This is a genomic window from Saccharothrix sp. DSM 118769 (assembly GCF_052936295.1).
Map to the genome: position 1 here is coordinate 912,627 of NZ_CP193627.1, position 17,158 is coordinate 929,784.

11 protein-coding genes are annotated in these 17,158 nt (G+C 75.5%); 6 read left to right on the forward strand and 5 right to left on the reverse strand.

The features are described 5' to 3' along the window. Positions 1 to 3: 3 nt before the first annotated feature. On the reverse strand, positions 4 to 1,059 hold the full coding sequence (locus ACRAKJ_RS04435) for a neutral zinc metallopeptidase (protein WP_447008882.1): 1,056 nt from the start codon (positions 1,057 to 1,059) through the stop codon (positions 4 to 6). A 300-nt stretch (positions 1,060 to 1,359) separates the two neighbouring features. Here ACRAKJ_RS04435 and ACRAKJ_RS04440 point away from each other — a divergent pair, with 300 nt between their 5' ends. From ACRAKJ_RS04440 to ACRAKJ_RS04460, 5 genes are all read left to right on the forward strand, one after another. Next, a complete protein-coding gene (locus tag ACRAKJ_RS04440; RefSeq protein WP_438920263.1) occupies positions 1,360 to 2,988 on the forward strand; it encodes a DUF2207 family protein in 1,629 nt (542 codons plus the stop codon). Between the two features lie 397 nt (positions 2,989 to 3,385). Next, a complete protein-coding gene (locus ACRAKJ_RS04445) occupies positions 3,386 to 4,672 on the forward strand; it encodes an insulinase family protein (RefSeq protein WP_438920264.1) in 1,287 nt (428 codons plus the stop codon). Next, positions 4,669 to 6,057, forward strand: a complete 1,389-nt coding sequence (locus ACRAKJ_RS04450) for an insulinase family protein (protein ID WP_438920265.1) — start codon at positions 4,669 to 4,671, stop codon at positions 6,055 to 6,057. The genes ACRAKJ_RS04445 and ACRAKJ_RS04450 overlap by 4 nt, the downstream gene beginning before the upstream one ends. Continuing rightward, the gene (nudC, locus tag ACRAKJ_RS04455; protein WP_438920266.1) at positions 6,054 to 7,007 is read left to right on the forward strand and encodes an NAD(+) diphosphatase; all 954 of its coding nucleotides are present in this window, start codon (positions 6,054 to 6,056) and stop codon (positions 7,005 to 7,007) included. The genes ACRAKJ_RS04450 and nudC overlap by 4 nt, the downstream gene beginning before the upstream one ends. A gap of 194 nt (positions 7,008 to 7,201) precedes the next feature. After that, positions 7,202 to 8,470, forward strand: a complete 1,269-nt coding sequence (locus ACRAKJ_RS04460; protein WP_438920267.1) for an ROK family protein — start codon at positions 7,202 to 7,204, stop codon at positions 8,468 to 8,470. Between the two features lie 134 nt (positions 8,471 to 8,604). Here the strand turns inward: ACRAKJ_RS04460 and ACRAKJ_RS04465 are convergent, their stop codons facing one another. The 3 genes from ACRAKJ_RS04465 to ACRAKJ_RS04475 are packed head-to-tail and all read right to left on the reverse strand — an operon-like array spanning position 8,605 to position 15,322. Further along, entirely contained in the window at positions 8,605 to 12,678 is a 4,074-nt protein-coding gene (locus ACRAKJ_RS04465) for a TIGR02680 family protein (RefSeq protein WP_438920268.1), read from the reverse strand. Beyond that, positions 12,675 to 13,844, reverse strand: a complete 1,170-nt coding sequence (locus ACRAKJ_RS04470; protein ID WP_438920269.1) for a TIGR02678 family protein — start codon at positions 13,842 to 13,844, stop codon at positions 12,675 to 12,677. Before ACRAKJ_RS04470 ends, ACRAKJ_RS04465 begins: the two co-directional genes overlap by 4 nt. Beyond that, complete coding sequence (locus tag ACRAKJ_RS04475) at positions 13,844 to 15,322, reverse strand: DUF2397 domain-containing protein (RefSeq protein WP_438920270.1); 1,479 nt, start codon at positions 15,320 to 15,322, stop codon at positions 13,844 to 13,846. The genes ACRAKJ_RS04470 and ACRAKJ_RS04475 overlap by 1 nt, the downstream gene beginning before the upstream one ends. Before the next feature lie 84 nt (positions 15,323 to 15,406). On the opposite strand from ACRAKJ_RS04475, the gene ACRAKJ_RS04480 reads away from it, so the two are divergent. Continuing rightward, positions 15,407 to 16,381 (forward strand): cobalamin biosynthesis protein, encoded by a 975-nt coding sequence (locus tag ACRAKJ_RS04480; protein WP_438920271.1) that lies wholly within the window; start codon positions 15,407 to 15,409, stop codon positions 16,379 to 16,381. Here ACRAKJ_RS04480 and ACRAKJ_RS04485 read toward each other — a convergent pair. After that, the gene (locus ACRAKJ_RS04485; protein ID WP_438920272.1) at positions 16,317 to 17,144 is read right to left on the reverse strand and encodes an SURF1 family cytochrome oxidase biogenesis protein; all 828 of its coding nucleotides are present in this window, start codon (positions 17,142 to 17,144) and stop codon (positions 16,317 to 16,319) included. The genes ACRAKJ_RS04480 and ACRAKJ_RS04485 overlap by 65 nt on opposite strands. Positions 17,145 to 17,158: the final 14 nt, after the last annotated feature.

Here is a 17,158-nt window from a genome sequence, read left to right on the forward strand (position 1 = left end):
GGGTCAGCTCACCTCGGCTGCACTGGCCACCCAAGTGTTGCACGCGCTCGTTTCGTTGTTCTTGAAGCCGTGGTTCACCCACGCCGCGTTCCGCTCGGGCGCGCCGTGGTCCCGCGTGGGGTAGATCGGGTAGTCGCCGCGGTTGCCCGCGTCGGTCAGCGCCACCTGGATGACGTCGGCGGGCACCGCCCCGTGCGACAGCGGTGCCAGCGTCATCCCGCCGAAGCAGGTGGCCTGGAGCTCCTTGCGCCGGTTCAGGTCGAGGCCCTCGGGCGTGTCCCAGCCGCCCTTCTCGTACTGGGCCTGGCTGGAGGCGCGCAGGACGCCGGACAGCCACTGGACGTGGTGGCCGTACTCGTGGGCGAGCTGCCCGAGGTACTTGCCGGGGTGGTTGGGGTTCGCCGCGCCCTGCTCGTTGGCGTAGTGGCCCGGCGTCCAGTAGATCGTGCCGTCGCAGTACAGGGCGGTGCGGTCGGGGCCCATCGAGCCGCACGTCGTGGTGACCTGCGAGGTCACCATGACCAGCTCGACGGGCTGGTAGGGCAGGTTGGCCTTCTCGAACGACGGCTTCCACATCGCCTCGATGCACGGCAGCGCGGCGCGCAGGAACTGGTCCTGGCCGGGCGCCGAGTAGTCCATGCCGGGCAGCGGGCAGCCGTCGATGTTGAACGCGCCGAGGCCCGCGGCGTGGATCGGGTTGTCACCGAGCGCGATCACGGCCTTCGGGCCGGCCTGGGACGTGCTGGTCGACGTGGTCCGCGGGCTGCTGGGCCCGCTGCTGGCCGCCGCCTCCTCGGTCGTGGTGGTCGTCGGCTCGGCCGAGTAGCTGTAGCTGGAGTACCCGGAGTAACCGGAGTCGCTCGCCCGGCCCGGGTCGCGGGTCGCGGCGACGATCCCGATCGTCGCGATGGCGAGCACCACGAACCCGATCATCACCAGGGCCGCCACGGGGCCCTTGTTCTTCCGCCGCGGCGCCGGCGGGTACGGCAGCGGCGGCGGACCCCACCCCGGCGGCCCGGCGGGGGGCGGGCCCCACGGCGCGGCGGCGGGCGGGGGCATCACGGGCGCCTGCTGCGGCCAGGGCTGCTGCAGGTGCGGCGGCTGGTGCGGCGGCTGGGACTGCGGCCACGGCTGCTGCTGGGGCGGGGGCTGCTGCGGAGGCGGCTGGGGGACCGGCCACTGACGCGTCGCCGGGGGCTGCCGGGGGTCCAGCGGCGCGGCTGCCGGGGGCGGCCCGACCGGCCGTGGCGGCGGCCGGCCACCCGGCGGTGGTGGTTGCGTCATCGCTGGTGGTCCCCCATGTCGCGGATGCCCGAATCAGCACTGGAGCTTAGGGGAACTCCGCTATTCTCCGCGGCCGTGTTGAAAAACTGGGGAGCGGCCGCGAGCTGCGTGATCGCGCTGTGCACGGGCACCGGCGCCGCGGTCGCGCAGCCGAGCGCACCGGCCGGTCTGCCCGGGACGGTCAACGCCGACGTGCGGCTGAAGCTGGAGCGCGACGGTCGGCTGACCGTGACCGAGGTGGTCACCGTCCCCGAGGGCGGGACCGCGACCAGGCGGGTGCCGCTGCGCATCCCGGTCGGTGACGGCCGCGAGCGCGTGTACGGGGTCGCCGGCGCGTCCGTCGAAGGTGGGGGCACCGTCCAAGCATCGGCCGAGGAGCTGACGATCGCACTGCGGGCGGGCACGTCGACCGTCGCGTACGAGGTCGTCGGGGCGGTCGCGAAGATCGGCGACACGCTGGAGCTGCGCTGGCAGCCGGCGAGCGGCTGGGACGCGGCACTCGATTCGGTGAAGGTCTCCGTGATCACGCCGGACGCGCCGCGCTCGGTGAACTGCCTGGCCGGCCAACCGGGCACGTCGACCCCCTGCACGACCGCCGACCTGGGCGACGGGCGCGGCGTGCGCACGACCGAGATCGGCCTGGCCGCCGGCGAGCGCGTCGACGTGGCGGTGGGCCTCCAGGACGGCGCCGCGCCGCCCAACGCGCGGGTGGAGGAGACGTCGCGGTGGGCGACGGCGTTCGCGCTGACCCCGGCGACCGGCGCGGGCCTGGTCGGGCTGGTCCTGCTGCTGCTCGGCGGCGTGGCGCTCCTCTGGTACCTGCGCGGTCGCGACGCGCGGGCGATGGCGGCCGACGTCGGGCCGGTGGACGTGCTGGTCGCCGACGGCGCGGGGCGGGTGGCGTTCGCCTCGCCCGACGGCGTGCTGCCCGGCCAGGTCGGCACGGTGGTCGACGAGCACGTGGACGTGGTCGACGTGACCGCCACGATCGTGGACCTCGCCGTGCGCAACTACCTGTGGATCGAGGAGGTCGGCGGGCTGGACTGGCGGTTCGTCCGGCGCAACCCGGCCGACCCGTCGCTGTCCGGCTACGAGCGCGCGGTGTACGAGGCGCTGCTGCCGGACGGGGTCGACGCCGTGCTGCTGTCCGAGCTGCGGGGCAGGCGGATCGACCTGTCCCGCGTGCGCGACGCGCTGTACGCCGACGTGGTGGCGAAGAACTGGTTCGCGCGGCGGCCGGACGCCGAGCGCAGCCTGTGGTGGTGGGTCGGGATCGGCGTGGCCGCGCTCGGCGCGGTGCTGACGGTGGTGCTGGTGCTGGTCGGCGCGGCGGCGCTGTTCGGGCTGGTCGTCGTGGTCGCGGGCGTGGCGCTGGCGCTCGGCGCGCGGTTCATGCCGGCCCGGACCAGGCGGGGCAGCGCGCTGCTGGAGCACGTGCGCGGGCTGCGCGGGTACCTGCACACGGCGGACCCGGGCGACATCCCGGCCCCGGACCGGGAGATGGTCTTCTCGCGGTCGCTGCCGTACGCGGTGGTGCTGGGGGAGACGGAGCGGTGGCTGGCGACGTTCGCCGGCGCCCGGCCGGGGCTGTACTGGTTCGGCGAGGCGGAGCCGGGCGGGTTCGCCGACCGGTTCCCGGCGTTCCTGGGGGCCGTCGACGGCGTGCTGGCGCAGGCGGGGCACCTCCGCTCACTGCGGGGCTGACAGCGGTAGGGCCGACAGCGGTAGGGCTGACAGCGGTAGGGCTGATCGCCGCAGGGCCGACCGCCGCACAAGCGAGCATCACCCGAAAGTGATCTTGACCCTCGTCGAACAACCGTTCGACAATGGAGCCATCCCGGACCACGACCCCGCGGGCGGCTGGCGAGAGGTTCCCGGGCTGTTGTGCCGAATCCACCCCGGTGTCCCTCCGCGCGGGCTCCACCGGGTGGGTGGCCAATCGAGACGGGCAGTGGTCCGGGTCCGCACCCGGTGCCCGTCCAGGTGCTCCCGCGTCGTCCGGCCGGTCCCATCCCGGCCGTTCACAGTGGGCGTAGCGAGATGTCGCAGCTGCCGGGTGACCTTCAAGCCCGGTGGTGGTGCGAACCCGTAGGCTGCGTCCATGGCGCTACCCGAACTGCACAGGTTCACGCTCCCCAACGGCCTGCGGGTGGTGTTCGCACCCGACCCCAGCGCCCCGGTCGTCGGGGTGAGCGTGCACTACGACGTGGGCTTCCGCTCAGAGCCCGAGGGGCGGACGGGGTTCGCCCACCTCTTCGAGCACCTCATGTTCCAGGGCAGCGAGAGCCTGGAGAAGCTCGCGCACTTCCGGCACGTGCAGTCCTCGGGCGGCACGTTCAACGGTTCCACGCACCCCGACTACACCGACTACTACCAGGTGCTGCCGTCGGCGGCCCTGGAGCGGGCCCTCTTCCTCGAAGCCGACCGCATGCGGGCGCCGAAGCTCACCGAGGAGAACCTGCGCAACCAGATCGACGTGGTGAAGGAGGAGATCCGACTCAACGTCCTGAACCGACCCTACGGCGGGTTCCCCTGGATCCTCCTGCCACCGGTCCTGTTCCAGACCTTCCCGAACGCGCACAACGGCTACGGCGACTTCACCGACCTGGAGAACGCCACCGTGGACGACTGCGCCGCGTTCTTCGACACCTACTACGCGCCGGGCAACGCCGTGCTGACGGTGGCGGGCGACTTCGACGTGGAGACGGCGAAGGCGCTCGTCGAGAAGCACTTCGGTGACGTGCCCGCCCGTCCGGTGCCGGTCCGGCCGTCCTTCGCCGAGGCCGCCCCGAAGGGCGAGCTGCGCGCCGAGCACACCGACCAGCACGCGCCGATGCCCGCGATCGCCCTGGGCTACCGCATCCCGGACCCGGTCAACGACGTGACGGGCTACCTCACGTACCTGGTCCTGGCGGGGGTGCTGACCGACGGCGACGGCTCGCGGCTCCAGCAGCGGCTGGTGCACCGCGACGCGAGCGTGGTGGACGTCGGCGCCGGGTGCGGTCTGTTCGGGCCGCTGGAGGCGCGCGACCCCGACACGTTCAGCATCACCGCGATCCACACGCCGGAGGTCACCTCCGCCGAGGTCATCGCGGCGGTGGACGAGGAGTTGCAGCGCCTGGCCGACGAAGGTCCGTCGACGCAGGAGCTGGCCAAGGTCACCGCCCGCTGGGTGTCGACCATGCACCGCGAGCACGACAGGCTGACCAGCCGGACCCTCGGGCTCGGGTCGGCCGAGCTGCTGTTCGGGCGGGCCGAGCTGCTGTACGAGCTGCCGGACAAGCTGGCGGGCATCACCACCGACGAGGTCGCCGCGGCGGCCAAGGCGCTGCGCCCGGACTCGCGCGCCGTCCTGATCCTCAACCCGGCCAACGGAGGTAACGAGTGAGCGCCCCGACCAAGCACCGCAGCGCCGAGGAGATCGGCCGTACGGAGCTCGGGCCTCGACCGTTCCCGGAGCTGGGCGAGCAGCGGGCGACCGCGGACCTGGACAAGGTCGACACGACGCTGGCCAACGGCCTGCGGGTGATCGCGGTGCGCCGGTCGTCGGTGCCGCTGGTCGAGCTGCGGGTGCGCATCCCGTTCGCCGACCCGGCGACGTCCAGTGCCGGGTCGGCGCACGCGGCGCGGGCCGAGGTGCTGGCGAACACGGTGCTGACCGGCACCGCGACGCGCAGCCGGGTCGACGTGGACACCGAGCTGGCGCTGGTCGGCGGCGAGCTGGACGCGGTGGTGGACCCGGAGCGGCTGGCGTTCTCCGGCAACGCGCTGGTGTCCGGCCTCGACACGCTGCTGGACGTGCTGCGCGACGCGCTGACCGGCGCGACCTACCCGAACGAGGAGGTCGAGCGGGAGCGGGCGCGGCTCGTGGAGCGCATCCGGCTGGCGCGGTCGCAGCCGAACGTGATCGCGCGGGAGGCGTTGCAGCGCCACCTGTACGGCGACCACCCGTACGCCAAGGAGATGCCCGAGGCGGACGAGGTCGCCGAGGTCACCCGGGACGACGTGAAGGCGCTGCACGAGGCGGCCGTGCTGCCGCGCGGCTCGGTGCTGGTCGTCGTCGGCGACCTGGCGCCGGACGCGGCGGTGCGGGCGGTCGAGGGCGCGCTGGGCGGGTGGACCGGCGAGGGCACCGCGGTGTCGCTGTCGCCGCTGCCGGTGGTGCACGGCGGCGACGTGGTGCTGGTGCACCGGCCGGGCGCGGTGCAGTCGCAGATCCGGCTGGCCGGGCGCGGCCTGGAGCGGACCGACGAGCGGTACCCGGCGTTGCAGCTGGCGAACCTGGTCTACGGCGGGTTCTTCTCGTCGCGGCTGGTGGAGAACATCCGCGAGGACAAGGGCTACACCTACAGCGCGCGGTCGCACCCGGAGTTCACGCCGGGCGGGGCGACGCTGATGGTCGACGCCGACACGGCGAGCGAGGTGACGGCGGCGGCGCTGCTGGAGACCCGCTACGAGCTGGCCAAGCTGGGGCTCGTGCCGCCGACGGAGTCCGAGGTGGACACGGCGCGCCGGTACGCCGTCGGGTCGCTGCTGACGGCGACGTCGTCGCAGGGCGGGCTGGCGTCGTTCCTGGTGAACCTCGCCGGGCTGGGCCTGGGCGTCGAGTGGTTCACCGGGCACCCGGAGCGGCTGGCGGCGGTCACCGTGGAGCAGGTCGCCGAGGCGGCCCTGGAGTTCTTCGCGCCGACCGCGTTCACCGGTGTGCTGGTGGGCGACGCGGACCTGCTGGCCCCGCAGCTGCGGGCGTTGGGCGGTGTGAGCCTGCCGTGAGTTTCGAGCTGGTTGACCTGCCGGCCCTGTCGCGCTTCACCGTGGATCGGCGGGAGCCGTTGCGCGGGGACGCGGAGCGCATCGCCCAGCTGTGGCCGAAGGCGCGGGTCCTCGTCGTGGACGCGCACGGGCGGACGCGGGTGGCCGACCGGGGGACCCGCCTGGTCGACCACCCCGCCACGGACTTCGGCGACGGCCCGCCGGACACGGCCGTGCTGCTCGGCGAGCAGGACGGGGTGGCGTACTGGGCGGTTCCGCTGACCGAGGACGAGACGGACGTGGCGGCGCCGGCGGGGCGGGTGTGGGCCCGGCCCGAGCTGACCGACGAGCCGCAGTGGCTGGACCTGCGGGCCGTCGGCGCGCTGCTCGACGACACGGGCGCGGGGCTGTTCACGTCGGCGGTGGCGCTGTTCCAGTGGCACCGGACGGCGCGGTTCTGCGCGGCGTGCGGCGGGCGGACGGAGCCGGTGAAGTCGGGCTGGGCACGGGTGTGCGGGCAGTGCGGTCGCGAGGAGTACCCGCGCACCGACGCCGCCGTGATCTGCCTGGTGCACGACGGCGCGGACCGGGTGCTGCTGGCGCGCGGCGCGGGCTGGCCCGAGGGGCGGTACTCGGTGCTGGCCGGGTTCGTCGAGGCGGGCGAGTCGCTGGAGGCGTGCGTGGCGCGGGAGATCGAGGAGGAGGTGGGTGTCCGGGTCGGCGGCATCCGCTACCTCGGCAGCCAGCCGTGGCCGTTCCCGAGGTCGCTGATGGTGGGCTTCGAGGCGGTGGCCGACCCGGCGGAGCCGCTGCGGTTGGCGGACGGCGAGATCGCCCAGGCGAGGTGGGTGACCCGGGCGGACGTGCGGCGGGCGATCGAGGAGCCGGGCAGCGTGCCGGACCTGCTGCTGGCGCCGGGCGCGTCGATCGCGTTCCGGATGATCCAGTCGTGGGCCGCTGTCGGCGGGTGACGGGCCCCGGCCGCGTAGGGGGCCGGTGTCGTCGCGTTCGGTGAGCGCGGCGGCACCGGCCCTCGGCGCGTCGGGGGGAAACTCCGGGGGCGCGCGCGGCGAAGCGGGCACCGCGGGGTGCGTCAACGGCTAACGTCGGGGGTCCGTCGTGCGACCTCGTGGGAGCCGCGGTCCACCTCGTCGATGGGAGCCCCGTGCACCGCAAGCTGACCGTGCGGGACCTGCGCGCCGGCAACCGGGCGCGGGTGCTGCGGGCGCTGTACTTCGACCGGCCGCGCAGCCGGCAGGAGCTGGCGGGCATCACCGGGTTGAGCCAGGCGTCGGTGAGCAACGTCGTCGGCGAGCTGGTCTCCGAGGGGCTGGTCGTGGAGGCGGGGCAGGTCGAGTCGGACGGCGGCCGGCCGCGGGTGCTGCTGCGGGTGAACCCGGCGTTCGCCGCGGTGGTCGGTGTGGACGTGGGCGAGACGCACGTGCTGGTCGAGGTGTTCGACCTGACGCTGCGGCGGCTCGCCGAGGCGACGCTGCCGATGGAGCCGGACGCCTACTCGGTGGACGAGGTGGCGCGCCGGGTGCTCGACGGGCTCGACCGGTGCCTGCGGGAGAGCGGGGTCGGGGACGTGCTCGGCGTGGGCATCGGCGTGCCCGGCGCGGTCGAGCGGGGGCTGGTGTACGCGCAGACCGTCGGGTGGCGCGGGGTGGCGCTGGAGCGGTTGCTGCGCGGCGGCACCGACCTGCCGCTGTTCCTGGACAACGGGGCGAACACGCTGGGGCAGGCCGAGGTCTGGTTCGGCGCGGGGCGCGGCACGGACGACGCGGTGATCGCGCTCATCGGGTCGGGTGTCGGGGCGAGCGTGATCGCGGGCGGCGTGCTGTACCGGGGGTCGTCGGGCGGCGCGGGCGAGTGGGGGCACACGACCGTGGCGCTGGACGGCAGGCCGTGCCGGTGCGGCGCCCTGGGGTGCCTGGAGGCGTACATCGGCGCGCAGGGCGTCGTCGACCGCTACCGCGCGGTGCGGCCGGACGTCCCCGCCCAGCAGGAGGCGGCGCTGGCGGCGCTGGTGGCGGACCGCTCGCCGGGCGCGGCGGGCGTGCTCGCCGAGACCGCCCGGTACGCGGGGCTGGGCATCGCGAACCTGATCAACCTGTTCAACCCCTCCCGGGTGATCGTCGGCGGGTGGGCGGGCCTGCTGCTGGGGGCGCGGGTCCTCGACGACGTGCGCGCGGAGGCCGCCCGCCACGCCCTGCACCGGCCGTTCGAGCAGGCGTCGATCAGCCTGTGCGAGCTGGGGCCGGAGTCGGTCGCGCTCGGCGCGGCGACGCTGCCGGTGGCCGAGTTCCTGGCGGCGGGCGGCGTGCGCCGGAAGACCGCGCGCGCCGCCACCGGGAGCGCTGGGGCAGCCGGAACTGCCGGAGTCGCCGGGGCAGCCGGAGCTGCCGGGGTGGAGCGGCCCGCGTTCCGCTGACGGCACCGGGGCGACCCCGCTCCGGCACACGGCCGCGCGGCCACGTAGCTAAGCGGCTACGCGGCCGGGCGGGCAGGCGGCCGGGCAGCCGGACAGTCAGGTGGGTGGGCGGCTACGCGGGTGGTGTCCGGCCGTCAGGGGTCGACGCGGTCCAGGGCGGCGCCGTCCCAGGTGGTGCGGGTGCACGCGACGCCGCGGCCGTTCTTCGGGCGCAGCACGTCGTAGATGTGCATGCGCGGGATCTTGTCGGACACGCCCCAGCCGCTGGGCCAGGTGATGACCCAGTCCATGTCGAGGTCGACGAGGAGGCCGAGCATGCGGGCGATGGTGGGGTCGTCGAGGCGCTCGAACGCCTCGTCGAGGAGCACCAGGCGCAGCGGGGAGAAGTCGCCGCTCACCGCGTCGTAGAACGAGGCCGCGGCGGCGAACAGGGTGACGTAGGAGATCAGGCGGGTCTCGCCGGACGAGAGCTGCTTGAGCCTGCGTTCGCGGGGCCCCCCGTCGGGGCCGGTGTCGGCGACGGTGACCGTGAACTGGTGCCACGTCCGGTAGTCGAGGGCGCGGGACAGGACCTCGGCGTAGCCGCCGGTGTGGCTGTCGCGCTCGGCCTCGATGCGTTCGGTGAAGACGCGGCGCAGGGTGGCGTCCTGCTCGGGGTCGCGTTCCGCGTAGGGGAGGCGGACCAGGGCGAGGGCGTCGCGGGTCTGCTCGTCGAGCGCCGCCGAGTGCTTCCAGGTGAGCTTGACGTGCACGCCCTGGCTGGAGCGGGCGCGGTCGAGGACGGCGTTCATGCGCTTGCACAGGTCCTCGGCGACGGCGACCTGGCCGCGCAGCCACTCGGCGAGGTCGCGGATCAGGTAGTCGGCGAAGATCCGCTGGTACTGGCCGTCGAGGTAGCCGCGCTGCTCGCCCAGCCTGGCGGTGACCCGGCGGGCGGCGGTGGCGACCGGGCGCGCGCCGTCCTCGCCGGAGACCAGGACGGTGAGCAGGCCCGCGTGCTGGTCGGTGGTGATGTCGTGGCTGCCCGCGAGGGACGTCTGCAACGCCTGGAGCCGGGTGATCACGGTGGTCTCGCTCGCGGCGCGGCGGTCGGTCCCGGCCTGGGCGGGGTCGGCGAGGGCGGCGCGGACGGAGGTGACGTCGGCGGGCACGTCGGGCAGCGCGGCGGCGAGCACGCCGGGGGCGTTGATCGTCGCCTTGAGGTGTTCCGCGGCGTTGACCAGGGTGTTCTTGGCGGCGGCGAGCTGTTCGGCGGCGGTGTCGAGCTGGGCGGTGAGGGTGGCGGCGCGTTCGCGGGCGGTCGCGACGTCCTCGCGGACCCGCTTCAGCTCGTCGCGCGTGTCCCGCCGCGAGCGCTCCAGCTGCGCGAGCTGCTCGGCGACCTCGCGGGCCTCGCCGCCGATCGCCTCGGTCAGCTCGGCCAGCGTCGACGCCTGGGTCGCGTAGTCGAGGCACCGGGCCTCGGCGTCGGCCTCGGCGGCGACCCGGTCGTCGACGGCGGCGCGGTAGCGGTGGTTCGCGTCGGTCAGGTCGGCCACCGTGCCCGCGCACTGGCGGCGCAGCACGTCGCCCAGGCGGTCGGCGGTGCGCTGGGCCTCGGCGGCGGCGTGTTGGGCGTCGCGGAGGCCGTCGGTGGTCGCGGGGAGGCCGGCGTCGCCCGCCTGGCGGACGATCGCCGCGTGCGCGGCCTCGGTGCGGGCGCGCGTGGCCGCCAGGTCGTCGCGCAGCCGCTCCGCCCGGGCGGTCGCGCGGTCGGCCGATTCCTGGGCGGCCTGGAGCCTGCCGTGGCGGGCCACGAGTTCGCGGTCGGTCGGGAAGGCGGCGACGTGCCGTTCCCACCGCCCGACCAGGTCGTGCGCGGCGGCGAGTTCGGTCTCGGCGTCGCCGAGGGCGGCGCGCAGGTCGCCCAGCTCGTCCTCCAGCTCGACGACGCGCCTGCGGCGGGCGGCCTCGCGGGCGCCGGCGCCGATGAACTCGGCCGCTTCCTTGCGCCACCCGCCGTGCAGGACGCCCGCCCGCCACCGGCCGTCGACGCCGACCGCGAGCTGGCCGGAGCCGAGCTGGCCGGGGTCGAGCTGGCCGGGGGCCGGGGAGCCGGGGGTGAGCGGTACGGACGCCAGCAGGTCGGCGACCACGTCGGCGGGGACGGGCGAGCCGGGTTCGACGGCGGGCACCAGGACGTCGGCCAGGGTCGGGCCGGCGGCCGGCTCTCCCGGCACGGCGTGCGTGCCGAGCACCTCGCGCGGTTCCGGGGCGACCCGGGCGTCGAGGAGGCCGGAGGCTTCCAGGGCCGCTTCCAGCCCAGCGCGGGCGGGGGCGTCGAGGGTGTCGGCGAAGTCGACCAGGCGGTGGAACGGCGTGCCCGCCGCCGGGTCGTCGTCAACGGCGTCGCGGCGGTCGGGGGACGGCCGGTGGGTGGTGCCCGCGCGCAGCGCCGCCAGTTCGGCGTCGCGCTCGTCGATGGTGGCGGCGATGCGCGCCCTGCGGTCCGCCGCCGCGTGGGCCGCGGTCCTGGCCTCGGTCACCAGGGGGGCCACCCAGTCGCGGGCGCTGGTGGTGAGGGCCCGGGCCGCCGCCGGGTCGACCGTCGTCGGGAGGGGGAGGGGCGTCTCGGGCGCCCGGGTCGCCAGGGGACCCGAGGTGCGCCAGCCGTCCACTTCGGACAGCCACTCCCGGCCCACCTCGGCCAGCCCGACGGCCTCCTGGTCGCGCTGGGCGCCCGCGTCGACCGCGGCCCGGCGGGCGTCGTCCTCGGTCTGCCCGAGGGCGTCGAGGTCGCGCTGGGTCTTGTCGAGCTCCGCCGCCCGGGTGACCAGGGCCAGCGCCAGCGCGCCGCGGCGGCGCGCCTCGGAGGCGATCTCGGACGCGCGGGCGGCCACCGGCTCCAGGGCCAGGTCGGTCGACGGCGGCGGCACGCGGCGGTCCACGGGGAGCGGTTCGGCCTCGGGGTCCGGCTTGGCCCGCACGGACTCCGAGCGCACGGTGGCCTCCACCGCGGGCGGTCGGGGCACGTCGGGCACCGGGACGTCCTCCAGGCCGGCCGCGCGGAGGTGGCGGCGCAGGGGCTCGACCAGCTCCTCGGCCGCGCCGAGGTCCTCGGCCAGGCGGCGCAGCAGGCGCAGCACGCCGTCGACCGCGCCGTCCTCCTGGGCGCGCTGCTTGTTCGCCACGTCCAGCGCGGCCACCGCCGACGAGCGCTTCTCCGCCACGAGCTTCTCGCGCGTCTGGAGGTCCTGGAGGTCGCGGAACGCGGGCAGCTCCTTGAGCGCGCCGATGGTGTCCTCGGCCTGCTGCTCGCCGGCCTCCAGCGCGCCCAGCGACTGCTCGGCGGCGGCGCGCTCGGCGAGGGCGGTCTCCAGGGACGCCGACAGCCTCGCCGACGACCGCTCCTGCTTCCGCACGCCCTCCTCGGCCGCGCCGAGCCGGTCGGCCGCCGCGCGCACCCCGCCGAACGCGTAGTCGGAGTACGTCTTGAGGAACGTGCCCAGCGCGGCGTCGGCCGAGGTCAGGCGGGTGATGTTGGACCGGATCGACTCCAGGTCGTCGAACGACGTGGCCAGCTGCTCGACCATCGCCTGGTCGAGCGGCGGCAGGGCGTCGGACAGGATCTGCTCCAGCTGCCCCTCCAGGACCTTCAGGCCCACGTCGGGGTTGCGCAGCGTCCGCTGGAGGTGCAGCAGGTCGCCGTAGCGTGGCGCGGGCACGCCGTACACGGTCTCGGCGACCTTCGCCCGGAACGCCGCCTCCTCCAGCACGCAGTCCGCGCCGATCGCGTCACGCAGCTGCGCCGGTCCCAGCGGGGTGTCGTCGGGGCCGACGAGCGCGAGGTCGTGGCCGACGCGCGCGGGCGTGATGAAGCGCCACGAGTCGGTGATGGCCTGCGACGTCTTGGACGCCTTCACGCCGACACCGCACGTCAGGTGCTCGCCGTCGCGCTCCAGCTCGACCCACGCGTAGCCGACGCGGTGGGGTCCGCCGCTGTAGTCGTCGAGCATGAGCCGGCGCAGCGACACGGTGTCGAAGCCCTTGGAGCCGACCTGGCGCAGGTCGCCGTCGAGGCACAGCGGCAGCAGCAGCTCCAGGGTGCGCGACTTGCCGGACCCGTTGGTGCCCTGGAAGATCGCGCGCCCCCCGGAGAAGTCGAACACCTGCCGGGTGTACTGCCAGATGTTGACGATGCCGCCCCTGTGCAGCCGCCACCTAGTCACGCGCTCTCCTCGTCGAACAGCGACCAGCTCTCCACGGCGGGTGCCGGTCGCTCGGTCTCGCGGTCACGTTCCGGGTCCCCGTCGGGCACCGGGACCCACCGGTGCGCGACGGGGTTGACGAGCCAGCCGTCGTCGGACAGCACGGCCAGCCCGGTGCGGCGCAGCAGTTCGAGCACCTCGTCGACGAGCCGGTCGAGGTCGTCGGTGAACTGCTTGGACCACGCCGCCGGGTAGTCCTCGACGAGCCGCCCGCACACCTCGCGCAGGTCCTCCACGACGACGGCGTGCCGCCCGTCGGCGCGGGGTTCGGACGCCAGCAGCCCGGGCAGCGCGAGCAGCGCGATCCGGGCGGCGGTGGACGTGCCGGGGAAGTACAGGTCGGTCAGGTAGTCCTCGGGGTCGGCGGCGAGCACGCCCTCCGCGCGGCACTCGGTGTGCAGGCCGAACGACGCCTCCAGCAGCGCGGTCTCCTTGCGCTGGTTGCGGCGCAGCCAGTCGGCCTGCTCGGGCGGCAGGTCGGCGTAGAGGACGACGGGGTTCTCCACGAGCTTGCGCCGCACGGTGTGCTCGACGCCGCGCGGTCCGGGTCGGGCGGCGAGCGCGACCAGCCGCTCGGGCGAGGTCGCCTCGGCCACCGGCCCGGTGAGCAGCTGGCCGAGCAGGTCGGTGTCGACGGTGATCAGCGCCTCGGTGTGCACGTCCACCGTGCCCTCGGTCTCGTGCAGCACGCCGAGGGACACGAGGTGGCGCAGCGCCGCGGTCAGCGCCCGCCGGTCGACGACGTCGTCGACGACCTCGATGCCGGCCTCGGCGGCGGCGGCGCGGATGTCGGCGACGAGCCGCGACAGCAGCGCCTGGCGGCCGGTGCCGGTGAGCACGGCGAGGGTCAGCGCGACGTAGGCGTAGCCGCGCGGGGACAGGCCGGGCACGCCGCGCGAGTCGTCGGGGCCGGGACCGGTCTTGTGGAGCCGGGCGAACCGCCGTTCGACGACGAGCCGGTAGCCCAGGACGCGGGCGAACAGGTCCTGGAGCGGGGCGCGGTGCCGGTAGACGAGGGTCAGCAGCTCGCCCTCGGGGCCGTCGGCGCGCAGCAGGGGCCGCCGCAGCAGGGTGCGGGCGCAGCGCACGACGGCGGCGGCGTCGATCTCGGAGAGGTCGTCGAGCATCAGTCGAGCACCAGCGCGGTGTCGTGCAGGGTGAGCGTGCCCGCGGTGGACGTGATCCGCGCGGACCTGCCCTCGGCGGGGGCGACGGTGACCTTCAGGCCGCGCACGGGGTCGGTCGCCGAACCGGCGTCGTCGGCGCCGTCGCGCTGCGCCATGGCCAGGGTGAGCAGCTCGCACAGCACGCCCAGCGCCCCGCCGGACAGGGTGGTGGTGGCGAGGCGGGGCGCGGCGGCGGACAGCTCGGCCACGGACGCGGCCCGGCGCTCGTCGGCCTCCCGGGCCTCGGCCAGCAGCGACTGCTCGGTCATCGGGTCGTCCAGGATCCTGGACGCCTTGCCGCGCGCGGCCCGGTCGCCGCGGCTGCGCACGCTCACCGGCACGTCCACCGCGGGGCCGTCGCGCCACGGCGTCCGCTCGTTGTCGCGGTCGTGCTCGGGGGACGGCGACACGTGCCGCGCCGAGTGCAGCCCGAACGCCGCCGCGTACAGCTCGTGGCCGCGCGAGCGGGACCCGGTGTCGAACCACAGGGCCAGCTTGAGCAGCTCGGCGCGCCTGCTCGGCAGCAGGCCGCCGCCGGAGGTGGCGCGCTTCACGCTCGCCAGCAGCGACCCGATCGCCCGCGCGGTGGCCTCGCGCAGCGCCGTGACCTGGCTGGGCCGGCCGGGCCGGTCGACGAACCAGTCGGTCAGCTCCCGCCAGTCCTCGGCGGACCGGCCGCGCGCCCGTTCGACGCGGTCGCCCAGCTCGGAGGCGCCCAGCAGGCGCAGCAGCTCGGGGCGCGCGGCGTCGAGGCGGCGGAGGGCGTCGGCGATGGCGGGGGTGTGCCGCAGCACGTCCTCCACGACGCGCTGGATGTACTCGACGAGGAGGTCGCGGAACCCGGAGATCTCCTCGGGCGCGAGGTGGTGCCGCGTCACGACCTGCCCCAGGTAGGCGTAGAAGTCGCGGACGGTGGCCGCCAGCTCGGCGTGCTGGAGGAACAGCGTGGTCACCTGCTCGGCCAGCGCCTCGCGCGGTCGCCGCGCCCCGGTGGCCGCCGCCTCGGACAGGGTCTGCCCGAGCTGCCGCAGGCCGCGCTCGACGGCGGGCAGCAGCTCGCGGGACACCTCCCGCGCGCCCTCCGGCACGCGCAGCAGCTCGTCCACGTCGCGCTGCACGCGCACGGCGAGCTTGCCGACCTGGTAGCGGACGCTGCCGTGCTGGAACTCGGCGATGCTGGAGGCCACCACCTCGCGGCGGCCCTGCACCAGGTTGCCCCAGCCGACGAGCTGCTTGAGCCGGGTGATGACGTTCTCGATGCGCGACTCGCCGGGGTCGACCCGGCCCTCCCGCTCGGCGCCGGCCAGCGCCCCGGCGACCTCGCCCGCGGACAGGTCGGCGAGCAGGGTCGAGGTGAACAGCCGCATGATCGCCAGGTAGGTGCGCTGGTGGTCGCGCGCGTCCAGGTAGGCGTAGAGCTTCAGGCGGTCCGGTTCCACGGTGGGCAACCCTAATGCGGACGGCCGACAGCCAGTCGGCACCTGGCGACTCGGCGCGGGTGGGCGCGGGTTACGGTGCCCCCTGTGAGTCTGGGGCGTGCGGTGGGGTTGTTGCTGGGTGTGGCCGCGGACGCGGTCCTCGGCGATCCCAGGGGGTATCACCCGGTAGCGGGATTCGGGCGCGCGGCGGCGGCGCTGGAGCGCACGTCGTACCGCGACCACCGGGCGGCGGGCGCGGCGCACACCGCGGCACTGGTCGGCGGCACGGTCCTGGCCGGGGTCGCGGTCGAGCGGCTGGCCGGGCGCGGCGAGGTCGTGCGGGCGCTGACCACGGCCGTCGCCACGTGGGCGGTGCTCGGCGGGTCGTCGCTGGCCGGCGAGGGCACCGCGATGGGCCGCGAGCTGGACGCCGGGGACCTGGAGGCGGCCCGTCGCCGGCTGCCCAACCTGTGCGGGCGCGAACCGCACCGGCTCGACACGTTCGGCCTGGCCAAGGCGACCGTGGAGTCCGTGGCGGAGAACACGTCCGACGCGGTCGTGGCCCCGCTGTTCTGGGGCGCGGTCGCGGGCGTGCCGGGCCTGCTCGGCTACCGCGCGGTGAACACGCTCGACGCGATGATCGGCCACCGCAACCCGCGCTACCTGCGGTTCGGCTGGGCCGCGGCCCGGTTGGACGACGTGGCGAACCTGCTGCCGTCGAGGCTGGCCGCGCTGCTCACGGCGGCGGGCGCGCCGGTCGTCGGCGGGTCGGCGGGCGAGGCGTGGCGGACGTGGCGGCGGGACGCCTCGGCGCACCCGAGCCCCAACGCGGGCCAGGTCGAGGCGGCGTTCGCGGGTGCCCTGGAGATCCGGCTGGGCGGTCGCACGGTGTACGCGCACGGCGCGGAGGACCGCCCGGTGCTGGGGCACGGCCGCAGCCCGGACGCGGGGCACGTGACGCGGGCGGTGGAGCTGTCGCGGGTGGTCGGCGCGTCGGCGGCGGCCGTGACCGCGCTCATCGCGCTCGCGCGGCCTCGTCTTCGTCCTCGGCGAGCATCTCGGCGACGGACTTCCGCCTGACCCGCGTCCGCGTCCCGGCGTCGGCGGGGTGCCCGCCCCGCGCGAGCGCGCCGCCGGGCCGGACCTCGCGGACCGTGAAGTACAGCCAGCCGCCCAGCGCCATCGCGCCGAACGCGATCCACTGGAGCGCGTAGGAGAAGAACGGGCCGGCGTCGAGCTTCGGCAGCGGCAGCGCCTCCTCGACGCCCGGCTGGCCCTCGGTGAGCTGGAAGTAGCCGGGCCGGATGGACAGGCCGGCCGCGCGGCCCACCACGTCGGGGTTGATCGCGTACACCTGCCGGTGGCCGTCCTGCTCGAACGCGTCGCGGTCGTCGTTCTCGCCGACCCGGGTCCACGCGGTCACCGTCACCTCGCCGGTGGGCACGGGGTCGAGGTCGGGCACCCTGACCCCGCTCACCGGCCGCACGTACCCGCGGTCGACCAGCACCACCACGCCGTTGTCCAGCTCGAACGGGGTGAGCACCTCGAACGCGGCCTCGCCCTGCACGGTCCGCAGCCGCGCCACCGCCTGCCCCTCGGGCAGGTAGCGGCCGGTGAGCGTGACGCGCCGCCACTCCATGTCGGCGTTGGACCGGTCGAGCAGGCCGGTGAGGGGCACCGGGTCGGTGCGCACGGACGAGGTGACCGCGTCGTTCTGCGCCTGCCGCTCGTCGTCCCGGCTGAACTGCCAGGGCGCGAGCAGCGCGAAGCACGCGCCCGCGAACACCCAGACGGCCAGCGTCAACGCGAGCCAGCCGGGCCGCAACAGGAAGCTCAACCGCACGTCACCACGGTAAT